Consider the following 20,935-nt stretch of genomic DNA (forward strand, 5'->3'; position numbering starts at 1 on the left):
GCAGAGGACGGGCGGCCCCAAAAAGGCCGCCCGTTTCCGTTCGTGCGGCGGCCCGGGGCGCCTGTTGCCTTCAAGGGGACGGTGCGGCGCCCAGTTCGGCGAGCTGCGCCTTCGCGTCGCTCATGCCGGGATCGAGACGGACGGCTTCCGCGAAGCAGGCACGGGCGCGATCCCGCTGTTCCAGCCGCCGATGGGCGATGCCTTTCTGCAGCCAGGCGCCGGGACAGGCGGGATCGATCGCCCGTGCGTCGCCGGCCGCCAGGAGCGCCTGCTTGTGGCGGCCCAGATCGTTCAGGCACGCCGCCAGCGCGACGAGGATGGAGACCGTCTTCGGGGCCAGGGTGTGGGCGCGCTGCAGGTCGTCGAGCGCCTCCCGAAGCCGGCCCCGGTCGCGCATCCAGCGGCCGCGCAGATCGAACAGGCGCGGATGGACGTAGCCGCTTTCGATGGCGCGCTGCGCCAGCGCGACGGCCGCCGCCCCGTCGCCGCCTTGCTCGGCGCGGTCGATCGCGGCAAGCAGCTCGACCGGAACCTCAATCCTGGCATGGCTGTCCGGTGTCTGCACGTGTGCTTCCCGCGGCGGCATCCCCACGACGTCCGCATTCCCGTGTCAGCTAAGGCGCGGCATCTCTCAAAAGTTTCCCGGCGCGGGCCGGAATATCATGAAGTTTTCGTTGGAAATGCCGCTTGCGACGGTCGCCGGACACGATGGCGGGCCGCCTTTCGACCACGCCCGGCAGTGCACCGGCCCGGCCGCTCCGGCCGTGGCGAGACGGCCGGCTTCGACGGGCGCGGGTACGCCGCACGGGCCTGGGCGGCTGGTTTGCTTTTGGGGCGCAGGCAGGATATTTCGCGCTCCCTGCCTGCTGATCGGCGGGCTCCCCGGACAGGTGGCCGAGTGGTTTAAGGCGCACGCCTGGAAAGTGTGTAACGGTTAATAGCCGTTCGAGGGTTCGAATCCCTCCCTGTCCGCCACTTCAGTACCGAACTGCGAACGCCGGGCGTAGCCGATTTTACGCCTGCCGCCGCGGTGAGAGTCCGGAGCAGATCGCTCTTCGATCCCATGATGCGAACTTCGCTCGCGGCGACCTCCACGCGCTGCGCGAGGGCGCGAAGATGGTCGCGGCGGTAGCCGCCACCGGGCAATCGGATGCGCGTCCTGGCGGCATTGGCAAAGCCTTTGAGCAGCGCCGGTGTGATGGCGGCGCCTGCACCTTCCAAACTAACCTTGGCGCGTTCCGCGTCGTTCCGGGACTGATCCCGCACGGCTTTGAGACCGGCAATTCGGTCCTTGAGCGCCGGGTCGTCCAGATCGGCAATCCCGGATTCGATGGCGTCATAGAGGCGTTTGAGGCGTAGCTCCGTTTCGGCAGCGCGTTTGTTCAGTTCGGCGATGTGCTCGCGGCGGCGTTCGGTGCGCTCCTGGCGCCGGTCCAGAAGCGAGGCGAGGACTTCTTCGAGGCGCTCGCTATCGAGCAGCCGATCCTCCAAATGGCGGGCAACCAGATCGTCCAGCTTCTCCATCGGGATCGACCGGCCCTTGCAGCCGGTCTCGCCCTGCCGGGCTTTGATCGAGCAGGTGTAATACCGATAGCGCCCGCCCTTCCCGGTCCTCAGCGTCATGGCGCCGCCGCAGTCGGCGCAAAAGCAGATGCCAGTAAGCAGCGTTGGGCCGCTCACCACGCGGGCGGGAATCACCTTTGGATTGCGCGCGCGCAGATGCGCCTGCACGGCATCGAACGTGGCCTGATCGATGATCGGCGGGACGGGAACCGTCACCACCTCACTGATGGGCTTCAGCTCCTTGGACTTGGAGCGCTTGTTGAACTCGTGCGCGCCGGCATAGGTGCGGCGGGTCAGGATACGGTGGACCTGCCCAACACCCCACCGGCCACCGTCGCGGGTGAAGATGCGGTGTGTGTTCAGATAGGAGACGATCTTCTTCACACCGAGAGGGCCGCACGTTCCATCCCCTTCCAGGAAGAGCCGATAGATCAGCCGGACCGTATCGGCATGGAGCGGATCGACCTCCAGCTTCTTCTTGGTCTTGGCACCGCGCTGTTCGGCCGCGACCACCCGATAGCCGATAGGCGGCAGCGAGCCGTTCCAGAAGCCCTGCCGGGCATTCTCCTTCAGGGCGCGCAGGACATGCTTGGCGTTCTCCTTGGACTGGTACTCATCGAACAGCGCCATGATCTGGCGCATCATGACGTGCATCGGATCGTCGCCCATCTCCTGTGTGATGGAGACGAGCCGGACGCCGTTCTTCGCAAGCCTGCGGACGTAGAACTCCAGCTCGAAGTGATCGCGGAAGAAACGCGAGAAGCTGTGAACGATGACGATGTCGAACGGCGATGGTTTGCTGGTTCCCGCTTCGATCATCTTCTGAAACTCTGGCCGCCGGTCGTTGGTCGCCGAGGCACCCGCTTCCACATAGGTCTCGACGAGCTGATAGCCGCGCGAATGGCAATAGGCTTCGCCCTGCCGCCGCTGGTCGGGAATGGACACGTCATGCTCGGCCTGCCGGACGGTCGAGACACGCAAGTAAAGGGCTGCGCGGAGCGGCACGGTCCGTTGCGGTGCGTTCATGGTGTCACTCCTCAGATGGGTCCAAGCAGTTCGTCCAAAATATCACCAAACCAGGCTTCGAACACATCCACTTCGCGGTCCGTCACAGGCACGTGCTCCGGCCAGTCGTCGGTGACTGTCCAGGCCGACAGGTCGTGCGCTGGCGGGCGTCCGCTCCGCCGCGCCGGTGGTGCCGCGAAGTCGTAAAGATCGTCGGGAAGGATGCCACGCCGCGAGAGCGTCCGGGTGTTCCGGAGCGGCGAATCTTTTGGCGGTTGGCGGCGCTCGGACATGAGCCAAGCGTCGCGCCATCGCGGCCAAAGCAGAATGGCCGATTCATGCGCCACGGTGCGGTTCGCCATCGCGGCGAGCCATCGCACAAAATCGCACGTTTGGAGGGATGGCTGGCATCTAAGCCTTTGAGTATCAGCGGCAAGTGTGGCGCGCGGCTGGCTGCAAGCGTCGCATCGGTCGCCGTAAACCTCTGTAGCAGAACCACAATCCACGACCCGCTAAGGACGCTTTTATCTCGCAGTCCAAAAATTTCTATATTCCGACACTCGCATGTTGGGGTCAGCGCGTTCCGATTCGGCACTGCATGTGCCGCCGAGAAGTCTAAACGATCACAAAAATTGGGTGGCCAACACGCCTATTCGTTGCAGAAGACATGACGACCGGCGCGCCAAATCCACGTGCCAAGCCTAGATTCCAATGGGGATTAGGCGTGGAATTCAAGCTACTGACGCGCCCGGTTCATGCTCACCGCTGTAATCCCGATGCGGCGATTTCGCGCCTCAATCGGCCAAAAATTGGCGATCAATGTGGTGACCAAGACCAGCTCAGGCGTGCGGTGTTTGCACTCCTGCAAGTAGAATACGGCGCCGGCCCGCTCACAGGCCCACCTCACAAGCTCTCAGGGTGCAAAGCGCGAGCCGCCATTTGATCAACCTGCTGCCCAACGAACGCGACAAGCAAGCGGAAAGCTAAAAAGCAGTGCGTGATGAACGCATCTTCGATCACCAGCTCATGCCGATCAACCGTTATGCCGCGCGCCACAAGCTGGTTCTTGTCGGACGCGGTGATCGACTCTGAACTTCCATTCTCATGCACGAGAATATTCCGGACTCTGACGAGTACCTGAAGTTCAGACCAATTATCTGGCGGAAACTCGAACCTTCCATAGCGTTCAAGAAACTTCTTTCGCTTGGTCCATTTGTCGCCAGCCAATTCGTCGGACCGAAATACGACGTTGTGCTCGCCGAGGATTGTGGTCACCTTTTTGCAAGCTTTGGCAAGATACATTTCCAATAACGACGCCATATAGATGACATCTGCGTAACGGATCCTCTTTATGTGGTATTCAGCGACAAGCCACCCCGCGTTGTCGGCACTCGCGTCTGTTTGTCCGGCGTCGATCTGTTCATTTACAAACGCACGCTCCTCCGCGAGCATCCGCTCTATCACCTTCCCATTTTCATGCACGTACCACTCGAACAGGGACAGCTCATCGGCGTCTAGAATCTCTTCTCCCCTCATCTGTTCCAGCAGTTCCTGCCGCCACTTGTGCGCGAGGTGCGGCGGTAAGTCGCCAGCGGACGTTGCCATTTTCTGATCTCCCCATCCCTTGAAATGCCACTCGAAGATTGAGACCGGCTGCACCAAAAGGGGAAGGTGTTCCTGTATGCTATTTGCCGCGCGTCGGCGCACGGAGCCTCTATTCCGCGCTCTCAAGCCATGCCACTATTTCGGCGCCATTCTGCGACAGCGGATCACCGGCAAAGTCGAATCCTCCTAAGCGGTCCTTGGCCGGCTTGTGGCCTTGGGCTGCGGCTTTGCTATACCACCGCCTGGCTTCGTCACGATCCCACGGAGCGCCTCGGCCGCCCGAATAAATCTCTGCAAGCTCATATTGCGCGTTGGCGTAGCCTTGCTCCCCGGCACTGCGGAACAATTTTGCGGCGCGTTCATGATCCTTCGGTATCCATTTTCCCTCGCGGCACATGATCGCGAGCTGATACTGCGCTTGAGCGTGCCCCTGTGCAGCGGCCTTCCCATACCAGTCCGCGGATTCGACGTATTTCTGCGCGGGGATCATGCTTGTAAGTTCACCTATTTTTGCAGCGCCTTGGAGTAGGTCCGTTATTGCGTCGCCGGACCTTACAAGCAGCGCCGCCGGTACTTCCACGTGTAGCAGCGCGCGTCCGAGTTCGTATTGCGCAATCGCGTCCCCTGATTCAGCAGCCTTGCGATAATAGTATTCTGATTGATTACGGTCCCGAGAAACGCCCTCGCCTTCTTCGTACATCCCGCCAAGCTGACGCGCGGCGGGCGCGAAGCCCTGGCGTGCTGCTTTTTGCAACCACTCTCCACCAAGATGGAATTGCGCTTTCATGTCCCCTGCTTCAGCGGCCTGACGGAACTCGCTCATGAGTTCCTCTTGAGGCTCCTTCGCCGATACTTCGCGCATACCGTCGATTGCGCGCCGGGCCAATTCCCATCCGGATTCCGCGGCACCACAGAGCCATGCCGCTGCCTCGGCACGAGTCGCCGGCCAGAAGTGAATGCGCCCTTCGTAACTGCCTGCGTCCTCCTTGCGCCAGCGAAGCCGCTGAGCCGCCAAGCGATACCATTTGCCACCTTCGGCGAAGTTCTGCGGCACGCCGTCACCGACAGCGTACATATGACCGAGTCTGTTTTCGGGCTCGCCGCGCCACGATGATCCTTGTTCCGCTGCTGCTCGGTACCATCGCGCAGCTTCGGCGAGATTTTGCGGAACACCTTTGCCTATCGTGCAAATGTCGCCCAGTTCGACCTGGGCGTGCGCTACGCCTTGTTCGGCCGCTCTGCGATACCATGTGGCACCCTCAACGGGGTCGTGCAGCTTGGCTTCTTTCAAGCCCGCCGGGGCAAAGTCGGGGGAATTATGCAGAATTTCGCTGGCAAAAATGGACGCGAGCTGCGATTGGGCTCCGGCATGCCCGGCTTCGGCGGCAAGCCGGTACCACTTGACCGCCTCTATCGCCTGCTCTGCCGAATCCAGACCTGATATGTGACCGAGCACGTACTGCGCACCAGCATGGCCATTCTCCGCGGCGGTATGCAGCCATTTGATCGCTTCCTCACGGCCTTCCTTGCGTGCCAAGTCTCCCTGTTGGAGCTGCGTTTGTAGGTCTTCCTCCAGGTTTCTGGGTCCGCCTTTCGATGCCCAACGGCCCGTGGCATAGAGATAGGCAAGATTGAATTGCGCACGCGTATCGCCGCGCAGGGCGGCTTCTCGCCACCACTTCACCGCCTCATCGTAAGTTGGCGCATCTTCGTCAACCTTTGTGTCTTGCGACAAGGCGAAGGCGAGCTGGAACTGCGCCGCGCGATCGCCTTGTTCAGCTTTTTGCCGAAGCGCAGCGAAGTCCCGTGGAAGCCGAAGTGCGCGGTAAAAATCAGTGTAGCTTTGGGGACTATCGAGGGTGTTACCAAGCACGGCCATGTTCCATGCCGCGCGCGCCAGCCAGGCACCGGCTTGGGTGTGGCGTTCGGCTTGCGCAAGGTCGGGGCCAAGGGGATCGGCGCCGTGGATTAGCAAGGCGTCAACGCCTCTTTGCATGTCCGCGGCGTTCAATGTGAACCTATCGGCGTCAAGCAGTGTCCTGCCGGGCTGTGCTATAGCCGACGCGAGAACCTCCGCGATTTCACGGGTGAGCTTGGCATGCACGGCCGCCACAACTGCGGCGTCGTGGGCAGCATGTTCACGGGCACTGCGCTTGAAACCGAACACGGGATTCTCCTATCGCGGCTTAATCATTCCGGCAGTAATTCGGGCAACTGGTCTGCGATGCTCAACAGGTGTTGATTGGTGACGGTAAGCGTCTCCTGAACGTCCGGCAGCACCTCAACATCGATGGGCGCCATATAGCGAAAGTTGTGGTCCCGATGATAAGGTCCGATCCTATCAACTAATGCCATCACGGCTTGACTCGGATGGGTGAGGTCGAGAGCGCATGCTGCATCTATGGCTCTGTGCAGATCGTGTCCTATAGCGCGACATTTCTTGTCGGTTCCGCCGCTATGGATGATGTAGGCTTTCAACGACAATTCGAGCGCATATCCGGTGTTGGCGAAGAACGGCGGCCATGGAAAGTCGCGTTCAACGCCGCAACTCGCGATGCGCTTAGCGGCCAAATGGAATCCCATCGCGTTACCCAGGAGCAGCGTCGCGAGCTGCCTGCTTTCGTCAGCCATCCCGTCAGAATATCGCCCACGCGTTAAGCCTTTCTTGAGACATGGCGTCCGAAATCGGGAAAATCACACGCGAGGCCAGACGGCAAAAGGAGGTGCATCGTAGACTGCGTAGCGTTGGACTTTTCCCGACTGCGTCCGGACATCGCAGGGATACGAAATCATAGGGCTATAGCGTAGACATAGTGCTCATCATCGTCGGTCGCGGCCCGCCATCCGCCTTCGCCGAAGCTCCGGCGGACGAGGTGAGCCAACCCCGCGGTGGATGCCCTCCGAAGCCTTGGCGTAGGAGGGCCGGGGAATATCCGCTTTCGGTGCCCAATCCTCCGCCATCGATTCCGGCTGCGGCCTCGCGGGGCTACGCCTTGGTCGGGGCGCCCGCGAAATTCCGGAAGGTCACCGAGTAGCGCAGCGCCGCCACCGGCGGGACGCTGTGCTCCCAGACGTGCCGCGCCGCGCCGCGCAGCAGATAGGCCGAGCGCGGCGCGACCGGCAGCGCGGCGCGCTCCCAGCCGGGGCCTCGGCGGCGGCGCAGGCGCAGGGTGCAGTCGGCAAGAAACGAGAGCGCGACGACGTCGTCGAACATCGGCTTGTCGCGGTGCCAGCCGATGCCGGCTCCCGCAGCGTATTCGGTGACGAGGGCCTGCTGCAGGCCGGCGGCGGGCAGGCCGGCGAAAGCGCCGGCCGTCTCGCGCAAGGGCAGCAGGAAATCGGGGATCGGCACGCTCTCCCGCAGCGCATGGCCGGCATAGTCGTAGCGCCAGCCGAAGGAAACGATGCGCCGCTTGCCGAGATAGCCGTGGAACTCGAATGGCTTGAACGGCAGCGCGGCGAACCGCGCGGCATAGGCTCTCTCCTCGGACGGCGAGAGCACGGCTTCGCGGTAGCGCAAGCCGTCGGGCTGAGGGGCGGGCGCGGCGAAGAGATCGGGCTGGTGCTTGGCGGCCATCCTAGTGTCCTGATCGAGAAGTTTCTGAGATCATGTCTGAGTGATTCGGAGGGCATGATGGATGGGCAAGCCTGCACCCGCGATTGAGTTGAGCGCGCCGGAACGGCGAGAGCTTGAGGGATTGGCGCGGCGGCGCAAGACGGGACAGGGACTGGCGCGTCGTGCGCAAATTGTCCTGATGGCGGCGGACGGAGTTGAGAACCAAGTCATCGCGGAGCGGCTTGGGGCGAGCCAGAACACGGTGGGATCGTGGCGTCGGCGCTATGCGGCCAAGCGCCTGGAGGGGCTTTACGACGAGCCGCGTCCGGGCGCACCGCGCCAGATCGGTGACGACGAGATTGCCGAGACGATCCGTCTGACGCTGGAGGCGGCACCGGCGAACGCGACCCATTGGAGCTTGCGCTCGATGGCGCGGGCGGTTGGTCATGCGCCCTCGACGATCCACCGCATCTGGCAGGCCTTCGGTCTTCAGCCGCACCGCAGCGAGACCTTCAAGCTCTCCGGCGACCCGCTGTTTGTGGAGAAGGTTCGCGACATCGTCGGCCTTTATCTCGCTCCGCCGGAGCGGGCGCTGGTTCTGTGCGTCGACGAGAAGAGCCAAATCCAGGCGCTGGATCGCACGCAACCCTTGCTGCCGATGCGGCCCGGACAAGCCGAGCGGCGCAGTCACGACTATACCCGCCACGGAACCTTGTCGCTGTTCGCGGCCCTCGATACGGCAAGCGGAACGGTGATCGGCAAATGCTTCGCGCGCCATCGCGGCAGCGAGTTCTTGAAGTTCCTGCGCGAGATCGAGGCCAATGTCCCGGACGATCTCGACATCCACCTGGTGATGGACAACTACGCCACGCACAAGACGCCGGCGATCCGCCGCTGGCTGGCCAAGCGTGTGCGCTGGCATGTCCACTTCACGCCCACTTCCGCCTCTTGGATCAATCAGGTCGAACGCTTCTTCGCCGATCTGAGCGAACGCAAAATCCGCCGTGGCGCCCACCGCTCGACGCGCCAGCTCGAAGCCGCGATCCGCGACTACATCAAATGCGTCAACGACGACCCAAAGCCCTTCCGGTGGACAAAGACCGCAGACGACATCCTGGCCTCCATCAAGCGCTTCTGTCTCGCAACCCTGAAGATCGCCAACTACCAAGCCAAAAACGCTAGAACTTCTGAATCAGGACACTAGAGTCCGTTGCTTTCAAGTTGATGCAACCCAACCCTGTGCCATGGGTGGCTCCATCCGATCACAACAGACTCCAGACGGTACTGAAAGATATCTTGTGCATCAGCCCAGGACGAAATCGCCGCTGTTGAGTTGCGCCAGGACGACGTTGTGCAGCGTGATGTGGTTGGCGGGGTCGAAGGCGATGACGGTGTCCGAGCCGGACTGGGTCATCAGGGCCTGGAGCGCCGCAAAGGTCGCGACGTCGTAGCCGTGCAGCTCGATCACGTCGCCCGAGGCGCTGCCGGGGCTGAAATCGGTGATGGTGTCGAGCCCGTCGCCATTGTGGAAGACGAAGCGGTCGTCGCCCGCGCCGCCGGTCAGCATATCGTTGCCGGTGCCGCCCACGATCAGGTCGTTGCCGCCCATGCCGTTCAGCGTGTCGTTGCCCGCGAAGCTGTAGAGCATGTCGTTTTCGCTGCCGCCGGTCTGGTTCAGCGCGACGGCCGCGCCCTGGTTGGGATCATAGGGCGTGGTGAGCCAGAGCTGGGCATCGAAGGCGGGCCCGACCTCGGCCAGCGTGACCGGCGCGCTGCCGGTGTCCTGCTGGCCTTCGATGCCCGTCACGTTCCAATTGGCATCGTAGAATATCCGCGCCCAGGCGAAGGCATATTGGTTGCCGATATCCGCCAGATAGACGTCATGCGTGCCGTTGTCGTAGGTCTCCGTCTGCGTGATCGGCGCGTTGCTGGAGGGATCGGTCGAGCGTTCCGTCACCGCCCAGGCGAGATCGAACTGGTTCTGGACGTCGAAGAAGCTGGTCCATTCCGTTCCGGCATCGGTGATCGTGTCGACATACTTGATGCTGCCCGACGCGTCGTGGCTGATGTCGATGGAGCCCCAGTGGAAGTCGTTGCCGGTGTCGTAGACGATCGTCTCCGGCCCGCCGGCACTGCCTACGGAATTGTTGACCGTGTCGCTCGAGATATCGAGCGTGCTGCCGTCGGCGAAATGGAGCGTCTCGATGCCGTCGATCTGGTGCGAGCCGTCGGGCGCACCCGAGCGGTTGTCGGCGAGGACCCAGCCCGACGACGGAAGCCCGTAGATCTGCCCGATCCAATAGGGCCTGTCCTGGAGGGTGAGCGTGTAATCCGCTTGGTTGCCGCTCAACATCAGCACGTCGTTGCCGTCGCCGCCGTGAATCACATCCGCCGTGCCGGGGACGAGAATGTCGTTGGAATCGTCGCCGGTGACCTGGATGGTCGCCGTCGCGGTGACGCCGCCGACCGAATAAGTGAAGCTGTCGGTCGCTGTGGCGTTCGCGGCCCCGGAATCGGGGCTCGGCAGGCTGTCGAAGGCGCCGTTGGGATCGTAGATGAAGCTGCCGTCGCCGTTGAGCGTCAGGAGCGCGCCCGAGGTCAGCGTGATCTGGTGGCCGACATTGCCGGTGCTGCCGTTCACCGCGGTGACGTGCAACACGGTGTCGGGGTCGCTGTCGGCGCCATGGCCGTTGTTGGCGAAGACATTCTCGGCGACGATCTGCCGCCCGGTCGCGAAGGAGTCGTCGTGCAGCACCGCCGGATCGTCCACCGCGGCGATGGTGAGCGATGTATAGAAGCTGCCGGTGTGGTTGACGGACTGCCCGTCGTCGATCGTCCAGAACAGGCTACGGGCGGGATTGGCGCCGAAATTGTCGGGGTTGTCGCTGGACGAGGAGAAGGTGATCGCGCGCAGCGCCGCCTGGTAGCTCGCGAGGCTCGCCGTGCCGCTCAGCGTCAGGACATGGGTGCTCGCGTTCCAGCTTCCGGCGATGCCGTTCTGGTTCGTGAAGCCGAGCGTGTCGCCCGACACGAATCCCGTGGAGATCGTCACGCTGGCGCCGACCAGGGTGTTGCTGTCGCTGTCGACCACGGTAAGCGCGGCATCGGCGGCGACGGGTGCCGTCTGCTCGGTATAGCTCGGCGTGCCGCCCGTACCGCCCAGGGTGGGCGCGTCGTTGACCGGCGTGACGGTCAGCGTCGTCGTGACCGCATTGCTGGCGTGGTTGGCGCTCTGGCCGTCGTCGACGGTCCAGGAGATGGTGCGTGCCGGGCTCGCGCCGAAATTGGCCGGATTGTCCGAGGCGGAGGAGAAGGCGACCGTGCGCAATGCCGCCTGGTAGTTGGCAGCGCTCGCCGCGCCCGTCAGAGCGAGCACATGGGTGGCGGCATTGTAGCTGCCGCTGATTCCGTTCTGGCCGGCGAAGGTGAGCGTATCGCCCGAAACGAAGCCGGCCGAGATCGTCACCGTCGCGCCGGTCAGCGTTGCGCTGTCGACATCGCCGACGACGATGGCGCCGTCGAGAACGACGGCTGCGCCCTGTTCGGTGAACCCGACGACGTTGCCCGCGCCGCCCAGCGTCGGCGCGTCGTTCACGGCCGTGACCGCGACGGTGCTCGTCGCGGCCGCGCTGGCCGCCACGCCGTCGGTGACGGCGAAGCCGATGGTCCGCGCGGCTGCGCCCCCTGCCGTCGGGTCGTCGCTGAGCGATGAATATGTCACCGAGCGCAAAGCGGCCTGGTAGTTCGCGGCGCTGGAGACACCGCTCAGGGTGAGGACATGGGTCCCGGCATTGTAGCTGCCCGTGATGCCGTTCTGGTTCGTGAATCCGAGGAGGTCGCCCGCCACGAAGCCGGAAGCGATCGTCACGGTGGCACCGGTGAGACTGGCGCTGTCGCTGTCGGCGAGCGTCAGCGCGGCGTCGATGGCGACCGCGGCTGCCTGTTCGGTATAGCCGACGCTGTTGCCGGCACCGCCGAGGACCGGCGCGTCGTCGACCGCCGTGATGTCGAGCGTCGTCGTCACCGGCGCGCCGGCGTGATTGGCCGGCCGGCCGTCGTCCACGCTCCAGGAAAGCGTGCGTGACGGGCTGGCGCCGAAATTGTCCGGATTGTCGGAGGCGGAGGTGAAGGTCACCGAACGCAACGCCGCCTGGTAGCTCGCGAGCGACGCCGCGCCCGTCAGGGTGAGCACATGGGTGCCGGCATCGTAGCTGCCTGTGATGCCGTTCTGGCTCGTGAAACTAAGCGTGTCGCCGGTGACGAAGCCGGCGGAGATCGTCACCGTCGCGCCCGCCAGGGTCGCATTGTCGACGTCGCCGGCCGTGATGGCGCCGTCGAGGACCGCCGCCGCGCCCTGCTCGGTGAACCCGACAGTGTTGCCGGCGCCGGCGAGCGTCGGCGCGTCGTTCACGGCCGCGATGTTCAGTGTCGTCGCGACCGTGCTGCTCGCATGGTTCGCGCCCTGTCCGTCATCGACGGTCCAGGAGACGGTGCGCGACGGGTTGGCGCCGAAATTGTCCGGGTTGTCGGAAGTCGAGGAGAACGTCACCGAACGCAGGGCGGCCTGATAGCCGGCAACGCTTGCCGCGCCCGTCAGCGTCAGCACATGCGTGGCGGCATTGTAGCTGCCGGCGATGCCATTCTGGTTGGTGAAGTTGAGCGTGTCGCCCGAGACGAACCCCGACGAGATCGCCACCGTGGCGCCGGCGAGATTTGTGCTGTCGCTGTCGGCGACGGTGAGCACGGCATCGAGCGCGACGGGCGCTGCCTGCTCCGTATAGCCCAGCGTGTTGCCCGCGCCGCCGAGGCTCGGCGCGTCGTTGACGGCCGTGACGTTCAGCATCGTCGTTGCGGCGGCGCTTGCATGGTTCGCGCTTTGGCCGTCATCGACAGCCCAGGAAAGGGTGCGAGACGGGTTCGCGCCGAAATTGTCCGGGTTGTCGGAAGTCGAGGAGAACGTCACCGAACGCAGCGCCGCCTGGTAGTTCGCGACAGAGGCGGCGCCGCTCAGCGTCAGCACATGGGTGCCGGCATTGTAGCTGCCGGCGATGCCGTTCTGGCCGGCGAAATCGAGCGTGTCGCCGGCGACGAAACCGGCCGAGATCATCACGGTGGCACCCGCCAGCGTCGCGTTGTCGACGTCGGCGACGACGATGGCGCCGTCGAGAACGACGGGTGCGCCCTGCTCCGTGAACCCGACGGAATTGCCGGCGCCGGCCAGCGTCGGCGCATCGTTGACGGCCGTGATGTCCAGCGTCGTCGTGACCGCGCCGGCGGCATGGTTCGCACTCTGGCCGTCATCGACAACCCAGGAAAGGGTGCGCGACGGGCTGGCGCCGAAATTGTCCGGGTTGTCGGAGGCGGAGGTGAAGGTCACCGCGCGCAGCGCGGCCTGGTAGTTCGCGACCGACGCGGCGCCGCTCAGCGTCAGCACATGGGTGCCGGCGTTGTAGCTGCCTGTGATGCCGTTCTGGTTGGTGAAATCGAGCGTGTCGCCGGTGACAAAGCCCGCGGAGATCGTCACCGTCGCGCTTGCCAAGGTCGCGTTGTCGACGTCGCCGACCGTGATGGCGCCGTCGAGGACGGTCGCCGCGCCCTGCTCCGTGAACCCGACGGTATTGCCGGCGCCGGCCAGCGTCGGCGCGTCGTTGACCGCGGTGATATTCAGCGTCGTCGTGACGCTATTGCTGGCATGGCTCGCGCTTTGGCCGTCATCGACGGTCCAGGAGATGGTGCGTGCGGGGCTCGCGCCGGAATTGGCCGGATTGTCGGAAGTCGAGGAGAACGTCACGGAACGCAGCGCCGCCTGATAGTTCGCGACCGAGGCGCCGCCGCTCAGGGTGAGCACATGGGTGGCGGCATTGTAGCTGCCGCTGATGCCGTTCTGGCTGGCGAAATTGAGCGTGTCGCCGGCCACGAAGCCGGCGGAGATCGTCACCGTCGCACCCGCCAGATTCGCACTGTCGGCATCGCCGACCGTGATGGCGCCGTCGAGGAGCGCGGCCGCGCCCTGCTCCGTGTATCCGGCGGTGTTGCCCGCGCCGGAAAGCGTCGGCGCGTCGTTCACCGCCGTGAGGTTCAGCGTCGTCGTGACGGTGCTGCTGGCGTGATTTGCGCTCTGGCCGTCATCGACCAGCCAGGAGATGGTGCGTGTCGGGCTGGCTCCGAAATTCGCCGGATTGTCGGACGCCGATAAGAAGGTCACCGAGCGCAGCGCAGCCTGGTAGCTCGCGACCGATGCGGCGCCCGTCAGGGTGAGCACATGGGTGCCGGCATCGTAGCTGCCGCTGATGCCGTTCTGGTTGGCGAAGTTGAGCGTGTCGCCGGTGACGAAACCGGCGGAGATCGTCACCGTGGCGCCCGCCAGCGTCGCATTGTCGACGTCGCCGGCCGTGATGGCGCCGTCGAGGATGACGGCCGCGCTCTGCTCCATGAAGCCGACGGTGTTGCCGGCGCCGGCCAGGGTCGGCGCGTCGTTGACCGCGGTGACCGCGACCGTCGCGCTGACCGCCGCGCTCGTGCTGGTGCCGTCGCTGGCCGTGAAGCTGATGGTCCGGGTCGCGCTGCCGCCAGCGGTGGGATCGTCGCTGGTCGAGGAGAAGGCGACGGAACGCAGCGCCGCCTGGTAATTCGCGACCGAGGCGGAGCCCGTCAAGGTCAGGACATGGGTCGCGGCGTCGTAGGCGCCGGTGATGCCGTTCTGGTTGGTGAAGGCGAGCCGATCGCCGGCGACGAACCCGGACGCGATCGTGACGGTCGCGCCCGCGAGGCTGGCGCTGTCGGAGTCGCCGACCGTGATCGCCGGATCGACGGCGACCGCGGCGGCCTGCTCGGTATAGCCGACCGCATTGCCGGCACCGCCGAGCACCGGCGCGAGATTGCCGCCCAGCGCGATGGTCCGGTCGGCGAATTGCGCGAATTCGACTCCGGTCAGCGTGTCGACGCCATCGGGCGAACCGGCGCGGTTGTCGGCAACGGTGAAGGTCGAGCCGCCGGCCGGACTGACGGTATAGCTGGCGTAGTTGCCGCTGAAGACCGCGGTGTCCGATCCGCTGCCGCCGGTGAAGCGGTCATTGCCGCCATTGCCCCTGAACGTGTCGCCGTCGCCGTTGGCGGCGACCGCGTCATTGCCCGAACCGCCGACGAATTTGTCGATCGCGGTGCCGAAGGCGATGCCGAGATTGTTCGTCAGCCCATCGACGCTGCTGAACGTGCCGGGACTGAGGTTGACCGCGGAGGCCGCCGCGAAGCCGCTGAGATCCAGCGTGTTGCCCGTGCCGGCGTCCCACAGGGTGAGGATGGGCGTGCTGTTCTTCGTGAAGTCGAAGAACATCTCCGTCGGCCCGACAATGTTGCAGTTGAAGCCGAACACCTGGCCGCCGGACAGCGGCGTCGACGTGGGGGCGCCGTACAGCGCCTGGGCCGCCAGGATGTCGAGCGGCATGAGGCCGGTGGGATCGCTGAACCCGGCGCTGCCACGCCAGTTCGTGCCGGCGACGGGATATTGGCTGTAGTACTCCGCCGAGGTCGTCCGCGGCTCGATATAGGACATGATCGACCACAGGCGCGTGTCATACGGGCTGAATTGCTGCGTCGTGACGTCGACATTGCCATTGTAGGGACCGGCATGGCCGAGCCCGATGGCATGTCCTTCCTCGTGCAGGAAGGTCATGATCGGGTAGCCGCCCTGGGTGGTGAACGCGCCGTCGATCGGACCGAAGCCATTGCCGGACGTGTCGATGGAGATCGTCGCCTTGGTCAGGGTGAGCAGCACGCTGCCGCCGGTCTGGCCGCCGCCGCCCGGGTCGCTCAGCGTCGGCGAGGTCTCGGCGCCGCCGTCGCTGCCGCGGGTGAAGACGATCTGGGCCTGCGATGCGTTGGTCGTCTGGGCGAAGGAGATGTCGGCGACGTCGGACCACAAGGCGAGACCGGCCGCGAGGAACGTCTGTTCGGTGCTGCTCCAATGCGACGACGGCGTGAAGAAATAGAGGATCGTGCCGCCCGCGGTCTGCGCCGTCGGCGCCCCCCATTTTCCGGTGTTGGTGAACCCACCCGTATAGGTGGCCGGATTGTCGCCGTTCCAGGCGCTGAAGGCATAGAGCGGCAGCGTGCCGTCCTGGTAGACGCCGGCGATGAAGGCGATCTCGTCGGACTGGCCGAAGGCCGCCGAGGTGGGGCTGAGCTCGACCCGCGCGGCGCCGTCCACGGCATAGGGATCGAGCGCGAAACCGGACAGCAATTGCGGCTGCGAGGCATGGAGACCGCCGGCAAGCGCGGGATGCCCATCGGCGGGATTCGCGAAACTGTCCGTCGGGTCTCCGAAACGGTCGCGGCCGTCATCGTCGAGCCGCGACAAATTCCGGAACCACGAAAAGGTCTTCGCGGCCAAGTCCGCCTCGATCATGCGCGCGCGTTCACCTTATAGAGAAACAGCACGGGCGGCGAGACCGAAGCCCATTGTTTGTGCCGCCATCGCCGATGCATTATCTTGCCGAGAACTTTCCCGTGGGCGGCTGGAAGACGGGAAAGTTCCATCGGCGGCGCCATCCGACTTGTGCGGAGCGGACATTGCCGGCGCTTCGGCGTTCCCATTCATCCGGCAAAGTGTTCGAGCGTTCGGAACTCCTCGATGCGTGCACGCCTTGCTGCGTTCGGACTGATCGCCATGTTCACGGTTCCGGCGTGCGCACAGCCGTTCGCGCTCGGCGATGCGCTGGTCACCGCCTATGACACCAATCCACAGCTTGCCAGCGCCCGCGCGGCGCTCGACGCGCTCGATCAGGGCGTGGCGCAGGCAAACGCCGGCTGGCGGCCGAGCGTGAATGCCAGCGGTTCGTATGGTTACACCCATGGGACCGTCGACGGCATAGCAGCGCCTTTCGACTCCTATCCCTTGATCGGACAGGTCACGGTGAGCGAGCCGCTGTTCCGCGGCGGCCGCACGGTGGCGGAGATCGGGCGCGCCATTGCGCTGGTCCATGCCGGCCGCGCCCAGCTCGCCTCCACGGAACAGGCCGTGCTGCTCGCGGCCGTGACGGCCTATGCCGATGTGGTGCGCGACTCGACGGTCTGGCGCCTGAACAATGAGAACGTCCGCAGCCTCGAAGCCGAAGTGAAGGCCGTGCACACCGAGCTCGCCGCCGGCGATGTCACCAAGACGGACGCCCTGCAGGCCGAGGCGAGGCTGGCGCGGGCGAAGTCCGACCTGGCTTTGGCGGAGGCGCGACTGGCCGCAAGCCGCGCCGCCTTCGAGGCCGTGATCGGCCGGCCGGCGGAAACGCTGCAGGAAGACCTGCGCGCGCCGGCGCTGCCGGCATCGCGGGAGACGGCGCTGGCGATCGCGTTGCGGCAAAATCCCGATCTCGTCGCCGCGATGTACGACGCCCGGGCGGCGGAATATGCCGTCGACGATGCGGCGGGCGCGCTGCTGCCGCAGGTTTCGGTCGCCGGACAGTATCAATATCTGCGCGACGCGGCGGGGACCAATATCTTCGCGACCAAGAGTCCGCAGCAGATCCTCAGCGTGCTGGGCCAAGTGACGGTGCCGATCTACCAGGGCGGCGGCGAGGAGGCGACGGTGCGGCGCGCCAAGGACATCTCGCACCAGGCACGGATCGACATCGTCACGGCGCAGCGCAGCGTCGAGCAGGACGTCGCGAGCGCGTGGTCGGCCCTGCTGTCGCAAAAAGCGGCGGCGCTCGCCAGCGAGGCCGAAGCGGCAGCCGACCGCGAGGCGGCGGCGGGCGTGGCGGAGGAGCGCCGCGGCGGCGAGCGCTCCGAGCTCGACGTGCTGAACGCGCAGCAGGAATACATCAACGCCCAGATCGCGGCCGCGGCGTCGCGCCACGACTATTTCGTGGCGTCCTATCGCGTGTTGTCGGCGACCGGGCAGCTCACAGCGCGTCATCTGAGCCTCAACGTGAAGCTGTACGACCCGCGGGAGCACTATGACGGCGCGGCGGACGCCTGGGTGGGATTTGGGCAATAGACGATGAGCGGCGGACCGACCAACACGCTTCAGAGCGGACACGATCCGGTGCGGCAGGCACTCGCCGCCAGCCGGCCGCTCTTTGCCAGCGCCATCCTGTTCAGCGCCGCGATGAGCCTGCTCGCGCTGACGACCTCGTTCTACATGCTGCAGGTCTATGACCGCGTGCTGGCAAGCCGCAGCGACGATACGCTGCTGCTGCTGACCGTCATCGCGGTGGTCGCGCTGGGCGTGTTCGCGGCGCTGGATTCGCTGCGGGCCCGGCTGCTGCAGCGCATCGGCATGCGGGTCGGCGAGGCGCTGGCGTCGCGGGTGCTGCGCGCCATGGTGGCGCTGGCGTCGCAGAACGGCGGCAACACGCTGCGCTCGGGGCTGCGCGACGTCGATACCATCCGCGGCTTCGTCGCCAGTCCCGGCTTCGCCGCGCTGCTCGATGCGCCGTTCATCGTCGTCTACATGCTCGTGCTGTTCCTGCTGAGCCCGTGGTTCCTGCTGGTGGTCGTGGTCGGCGGCGCCATCCTCGTCGCCATCGCGCTGGCGAACCAGCGCGCGACCCATCCGCCGCTGACGCGCTCCATCCAGCTTTCGATGCGGGCGCAAACCTTCGCCGATGACGGGTTGCGCAATGCCGAAGTTCTGGAAGGCATGGGCATGTCGGCGGTGTTCGTCGAACGCTGGCGCAAGGGCTGGCTGGCGGCGCTGGCGGAGGGGACGCAGGCCTCGGACCGCGACAGCCGGCTCTCCTCCCTGTCGCGCGGCGTGCGGCTGCTGATCCAGGTCGTGCTGCTCGGCGTGGGCGCGCTGCTGATCCTCGATTTCCAGGCGACGGGCGGCATCATGATCGGCGCCTCGATCATCGGCGCGCGCGCCCTGGCGCCGATCGAGACCGTCGTCTCGACCTGGAAGCACATCATCGGCGTGCGCGGGGCATGGGACCGTCTCGTCAAGCTGCTGGCCCAGGCGCCGCAGCGCGACGAAGGCATGAAGCTGCCGGCGCCGACCGGCCGCCTCCAGGTCGCCGGCCTGCAATATGTCGTGCCCGGGACGCGGCGCGCGATCCTCTCGGGCATCGGCTTCGAACTGAATGCCGGCGAGACGCTCGGCATCATCGGCCCGTCGGCTTCGGGCAAGTCGACGCTGCTGCGCCTTCTGGTCGGCGCCTGGCCGTGCAGCGCCGGCGTGGTGCGGCTGGACGGCGCCGATATCTATGCCTGGCCGCGCGGCGAGCTCAGCCGGCATATCGGCTACCTGCCGCAGGACGTGGAGCTGTTCGCGGGCTCGGTGCGCGAGAACATCGCAAGGCTGGACGAGGGCGAGCCGGACGCCGTGGTGCGCGCCGCGACGCGCGCCGGGGCGCATGAGATGATCCTGGGACTGCCCAAGGACTACAACACCGACATCGGCGATTACGGCCACAAGCTGTCCGGCGGCCAGAGCCAGCGCCTCGGCATCGCCCGGGCGCTGTATGGCGAGCCGCGTTACGTCGTGCTGGACGAGCCCAATTCCAATCTCGACGGCGCCGGCGAGGAGGCGCTGCTGCGCACCCTGGCCGATCTCAAGCAGGACGGCGTCACCGTCATCGTGGTCGCGCACCGCCCCAGCATCCTGCAGAACGTCGACAAGATGCTGGTGCTGAAGGCCAACGGCACGATGGACATGTTCGGACTCCGCGCCGAGGTGATGCAGAAATTCGCCGCCCGCCAGGCGCCGCAGCGGCCGCAGGCCAATGTCGTCGCCATGACGCCGGGCGACGGATCGGGGCGCATGCCATGACCTGGCTGTCGCAGATCAGGAACGGCGCCGGCGCCGCGGCCGTCTGGGGCCGCGAGCTCGTCTCGCCGGTGGAGGAGTCGAAGGATCCCGATCTCGCGTTCATGAAGGCGCGCTCGATCATCGGCACCGGCCGCCTGGTCATCCTCGTCTTCGTCGTGGGCTTCCTGGGCTGGGCGGCGCTGGCGCCGCTCGACAGCGCGGTGATGGCGCCCGGCGTGATCGTGGTGGAGACGCACCGCAAGACCATCCAGCATCTCGAAGGCGGCATCGTGCGCGACGTGCTGGTGAAGGACGGCCAGACCGTCACGGCGGGCCAGCTGCTCGTGCAACTCGACGACACCCAGGCCCGGGCGAGCCTGCAATTGCTGATGGGCGAGAGCGATGCGCTGGCGGCGCAGGAGGCGCGGCTGACCGCCGAACGCGACGGCGCCGCCACGGTGGCCTTCCCCGCAGACCTGCTGGCGCGCGCCGCCGACCTCAAGGTCGACGCCGCGATGAAGGGCGAGCTGAGCGCCTTCGGCGCGCGGCGCGAGACGCTGGCCAAGCAGATCGCCATCCTGAGCAAGCGCACGGCCGAGAACGCGCGCATCGTCGCGGGCCTGCGCAACGAGGTGACCGCGGTCGAGCAGCAGCAGGCCCTGATCGACCGCGAGACGCAGAGCGTGCAGGGGCTCTACGACCAGAAGCTCGCGACCCTGTCCCGGCTGCTCGCGCTGCAGCGCCAGGCGGCGGATCTCGCGGGCCAGCACGGCCAGCTGGTGGAGAAGATCGCGCAGACCGAGCTCACCTCCGGCGAGAACGAGCTGCAGATCATGAACCTGAAGAACCAGCAGCTCAGCGACGTGGTCAAGGACCTGCGCGACGTGCAGACCAAGCGCTTCGACATCCTCGACCGGGCGCAGCAGGCGCGCGACGTGCTGGCGCGCCTGACGGTGCGCGCGCCGGTATCCGGCAAGGTGGTGAGCCTTGCGGTGCACACCAACGGCGCCGTGCTCAAGCCGGGCGACACGATCATGGAGATCGTGCCGCAGAAGGACGCGCTCGAAGTCGAAGCGCATGTCCGGCCCGAGGACGCGGACAGCATCCATGTCGGCATGACGGCGAAGGTCAATCTCAGCGCCTATCAGAGCCGCCGCCTGCCGATCATCGAAGGCGTGGTGAACACGGTCTCCGCCGACCGGCTGACCGACCAGCGCACGGGACAGGCCTATTTCAATGTCAGCCTGACCGTCGACCGGACGCCGCTCAAGGATTATCCCAATGCGCGGATCATCCCGGGCCTGCCGGTCGAGGTCGCGCTGGACACCGGCTCGCGCACCGCGCTCGAGTATTTCGTCGAGCCGATCACCGACGTGTTGCGCAAGGGGATGCGGGAGAAGTAATCGCGTTGCGCGCGGGCGGCGGACCGGCTTAGCTTCGCCTCGGGAAAATGCCTGCGGTGTCGC

12 protein-coding genes and 1 tRNA gene are annotated in these 20,935 nt (G+C 65.7%); 7 read left to right on the top strand and 6 right to left on the bottom strand.

Annotated elements, in window-relative coordinates:
- Window positions 1-70 precede the first annotated feature (70 nt).
- A complete protein-coding gene (locus tag WDM91_08230; protein MEI9994567.1) occupies window positions 71-565 on the bottom strand; it encodes a tetratricopeptide repeat protein in 495 nt (164 codons plus the stop codon).
- 319 nt (window positions 566-884) lie between these two features.
- Between WDM91_08230 and WDM91_08235 the strand changes: the two genes are divergently transcribed.
- The 3 genes from WDM91_08235 to WDM91_08245 all read left to right on the top strand — a co-directional run bounded on the left by WDM91_08235 (window position 885) and on the right by WDM91_08245 (window position 2,775).
- A tRNA-Ser gene (locus WDM91_08235) sits at window positions 885-975 on the top strand.
- Between the two features lie 141 nt (window positions 976-1,116).
- Window positions 1,117-1,359, top strand: a complete 243-nt coding sequence (locus WDM91_08240) for a hypothetical protein (GenBank protein ID MEI9994568.1) — start codon at window positions 1,117-1,119, stop codon at window positions 1,357-1,359.
- Window positions 1,360-1,395: 36 nt separating this feature from the next.
- On the top strand, window positions 1,396-2,775 hold the full coding sequence (locus tag WDM91_08245) for a hypothetical protein (protein ID MEI9994569.1): 1,380 nt from the start codon (window positions 1,396-1,398) through the stop codon (window positions 2,773-2,775).
- Between the two features lie 696 nt (window positions 2,776-3,471).
- Here WDM91_08245 and WDM91_08250 read toward each other — a convergent pair.
- The 4 genes from WDM91_08250 to WDM91_08265 form a co-directional block, all read right to left on the bottom strand.
- Complete coding sequence (locus WDM91_08250) at window positions 3,472-4,173, bottom strand: hypothetical protein (GenBank protein MEI9994570.1); 702 nt, start codon at window positions 4,171-4,173, stop codon at window positions 3,472-3,474.
- Between the two features lie 109 nt (window positions 4,174-4,282).
- Window positions 4,283-6,340, bottom strand: coding sequence for a tetratricopeptide repeat protein (locus tag WDM91_08255; protein ID MEI9994571.1), 2,058 nt, complete (start codon window positions 6,338-6,340; stop codon window positions 4,283-4,285).
- Between the two features lie 23 nt (window positions 6,341-6,363).
- Window positions 6,364-6,804 (bottom strand): hypothetical protein, encoded by a 441-nt coding sequence (locus WDM91_08260; protein MEI9994572.1) that lies wholly within the window; start codon window positions 6,802-6,804, stop codon window positions 6,364-6,366.
- A gap of 355 nt (window positions 6,805-7,159) precedes the next feature.
- The gene (locus tag WDM91_08265) at window positions 7,160-7,750 is read right to left on the bottom strand and encodes an alpha-ketoglutarate-dependent dioxygenase AlkB (GenBank protein ID MEI9994573.1); all 591 of its coding nucleotides are present in this window, start codon (window positions 7,748-7,750) and stop codon (window positions 7,160-7,162) included.
- A 61-nt stretch (window positions 7,751-7,811) separates the two neighbouring features.
- Between WDM91_08265 and WDM91_08270 the strand changes: the two genes are divergently transcribed.
- Entirely contained in the window at window positions 7,812-8,933 is a 1,122-nt protein-coding gene (locus WDM91_08270; protein MEI9994574.1) for an IS630 family transposase, read from the top strand.
- 99 nt (window positions 8,934-9,032) lie between these two features.
- On the opposite strand, the gene WDM91_08275 is transcribed toward WDM91_08270, so the two are convergent.
- Window positions 9,033-16,133: a M10 family metallopeptidase C-terminal domain-containing protein gene (locus WDM91_08275; protein ID MEI9994575.1), complete on the bottom strand. Its 7,101-nt coding sequence runs from the start codon at window positions 16,131-16,133 to the stop codon at window positions 9,033-9,035.
- Window positions 16,134-16,358: 225 nt separating this feature from the next.
- On the opposite strand from WDM91_08275, the gene WDM91_08280 reads away from it, so the two are divergent.
- From WDM91_08280 to WDM91_08290, 3 genes are read left to right on the top strand one after another with little or no spacing between them, the layout of a single operon-like run.
- The gene (locus WDM91_08280; GenBank protein ID MEI9994576.1) at window positions 16,359-17,717 is read left to right on the top strand and encodes a TolC family outer membrane protein; all 1,359 of its coding nucleotides are present in this window, start codon (window positions 16,359-16,361) and stop codon (window positions 17,715-17,717) included.
- Between the two features lie 3 nt (window positions 17,718-17,720).
- Entirely contained in the window at window positions 17,721-19,490 is a 1,770-nt protein-coding gene (locus tag WDM91_08285) for a type I secretion system permease/ATPase (GenBank protein MEI9994577.1), read from the top strand.
- Window positions 19,487-20,872: an HlyD family type I secretion periplasmic adaptor subunit gene (locus tag WDM91_08290; protein MEI9994578.1), complete on the top strand. Its 1,386-nt coding sequence runs from the start codon at window positions 19,487-19,489 to the stop codon at window positions 20,870-20,872. Before WDM91_08285 ends, WDM91_08290 begins: the two co-directional genes overlap by 4 nt.
- The last annotated feature ends 63 nt before the right edge of the window (window positions 20,873-20,935 follow it).

The organism is Rhizomicrobium sp. (assembly GCA_037200385.1).
GTDB lineage: Bacteria > Pseudomonadota > Alphaproteobacteria > Micropepsales > Micropepsaceae > Rhizomicrobium.

What these genes read in the sequence shown, in the direction of transcription:
- WDM91_08260 (MEI9994572.1), bottom strand. Translation starts at nt 6,804, where the DNA reads ATGGCTGACGAAAGCAGGCAGCTCGCGACGCTGCTCCTGGGTAACGCG.
- WDM91_08250 (MEI9994570.1), bottom strand. Translation starts at nt 4,173, where the DNA reads ATGGCAACGTCCGCTGGCGACTTACCGCCGCACCTCGCGCACAAGTGG.
- WDM91_08270 (MEI9994574.1), top strand. Translation starts at nt 7,812, where the DNA reads ATGGGCAAGCCTGCACCCGCGATTGAGTTGAGCGCGCCGGAACGGCGA.
- WDM91_08240 (MEI9994568.1), top strand. Translation starts at nt 1,117, where the DNA reads ATGGTCGCGGCGGTAGCCGCCACCGGGCAATCGGATGCGCGTCCTGGC.
- WDM91_08275 (MEI9994575.1), bottom strand. Translation starts at nt 16,133, where the DNA reads ATGATCGAGGCGGACTTGGCCGCGAAGACCTTTTCGTGGTTCCGGAAT.
- WDM91_08290 (MEI9994578.1), top strand. Translation starts at nt 19,487, where the DNA reads ATGACCTGGCTGTCGCAGATCAGGAACGGCGCCGGCGCCGCGGCCGTC.
- WDM91_08285 (MEI9994577.1), top strand. Translation starts at nt 17,721, where the DNA reads ATGAGCGGCGGACCGACCAACACGCTTCAGAGCGGACACGATCCGGTG.
- WDM91_08265 (MEI9994573.1), bottom strand. Translation starts at nt 7,750, where the DNA reads ATGGCCGCCAAGCACCAGCCCGATCTCTTCGCCGCGCCCGCCCCTCAG.
- WDM91_08280 (MEI9994576.1), top strand. Translation starts at nt 16,359, where the DNA reads ATGCGTGCACGCCTTGCTGCGTTCGGACTGATCGCCATGTTCACGGTT.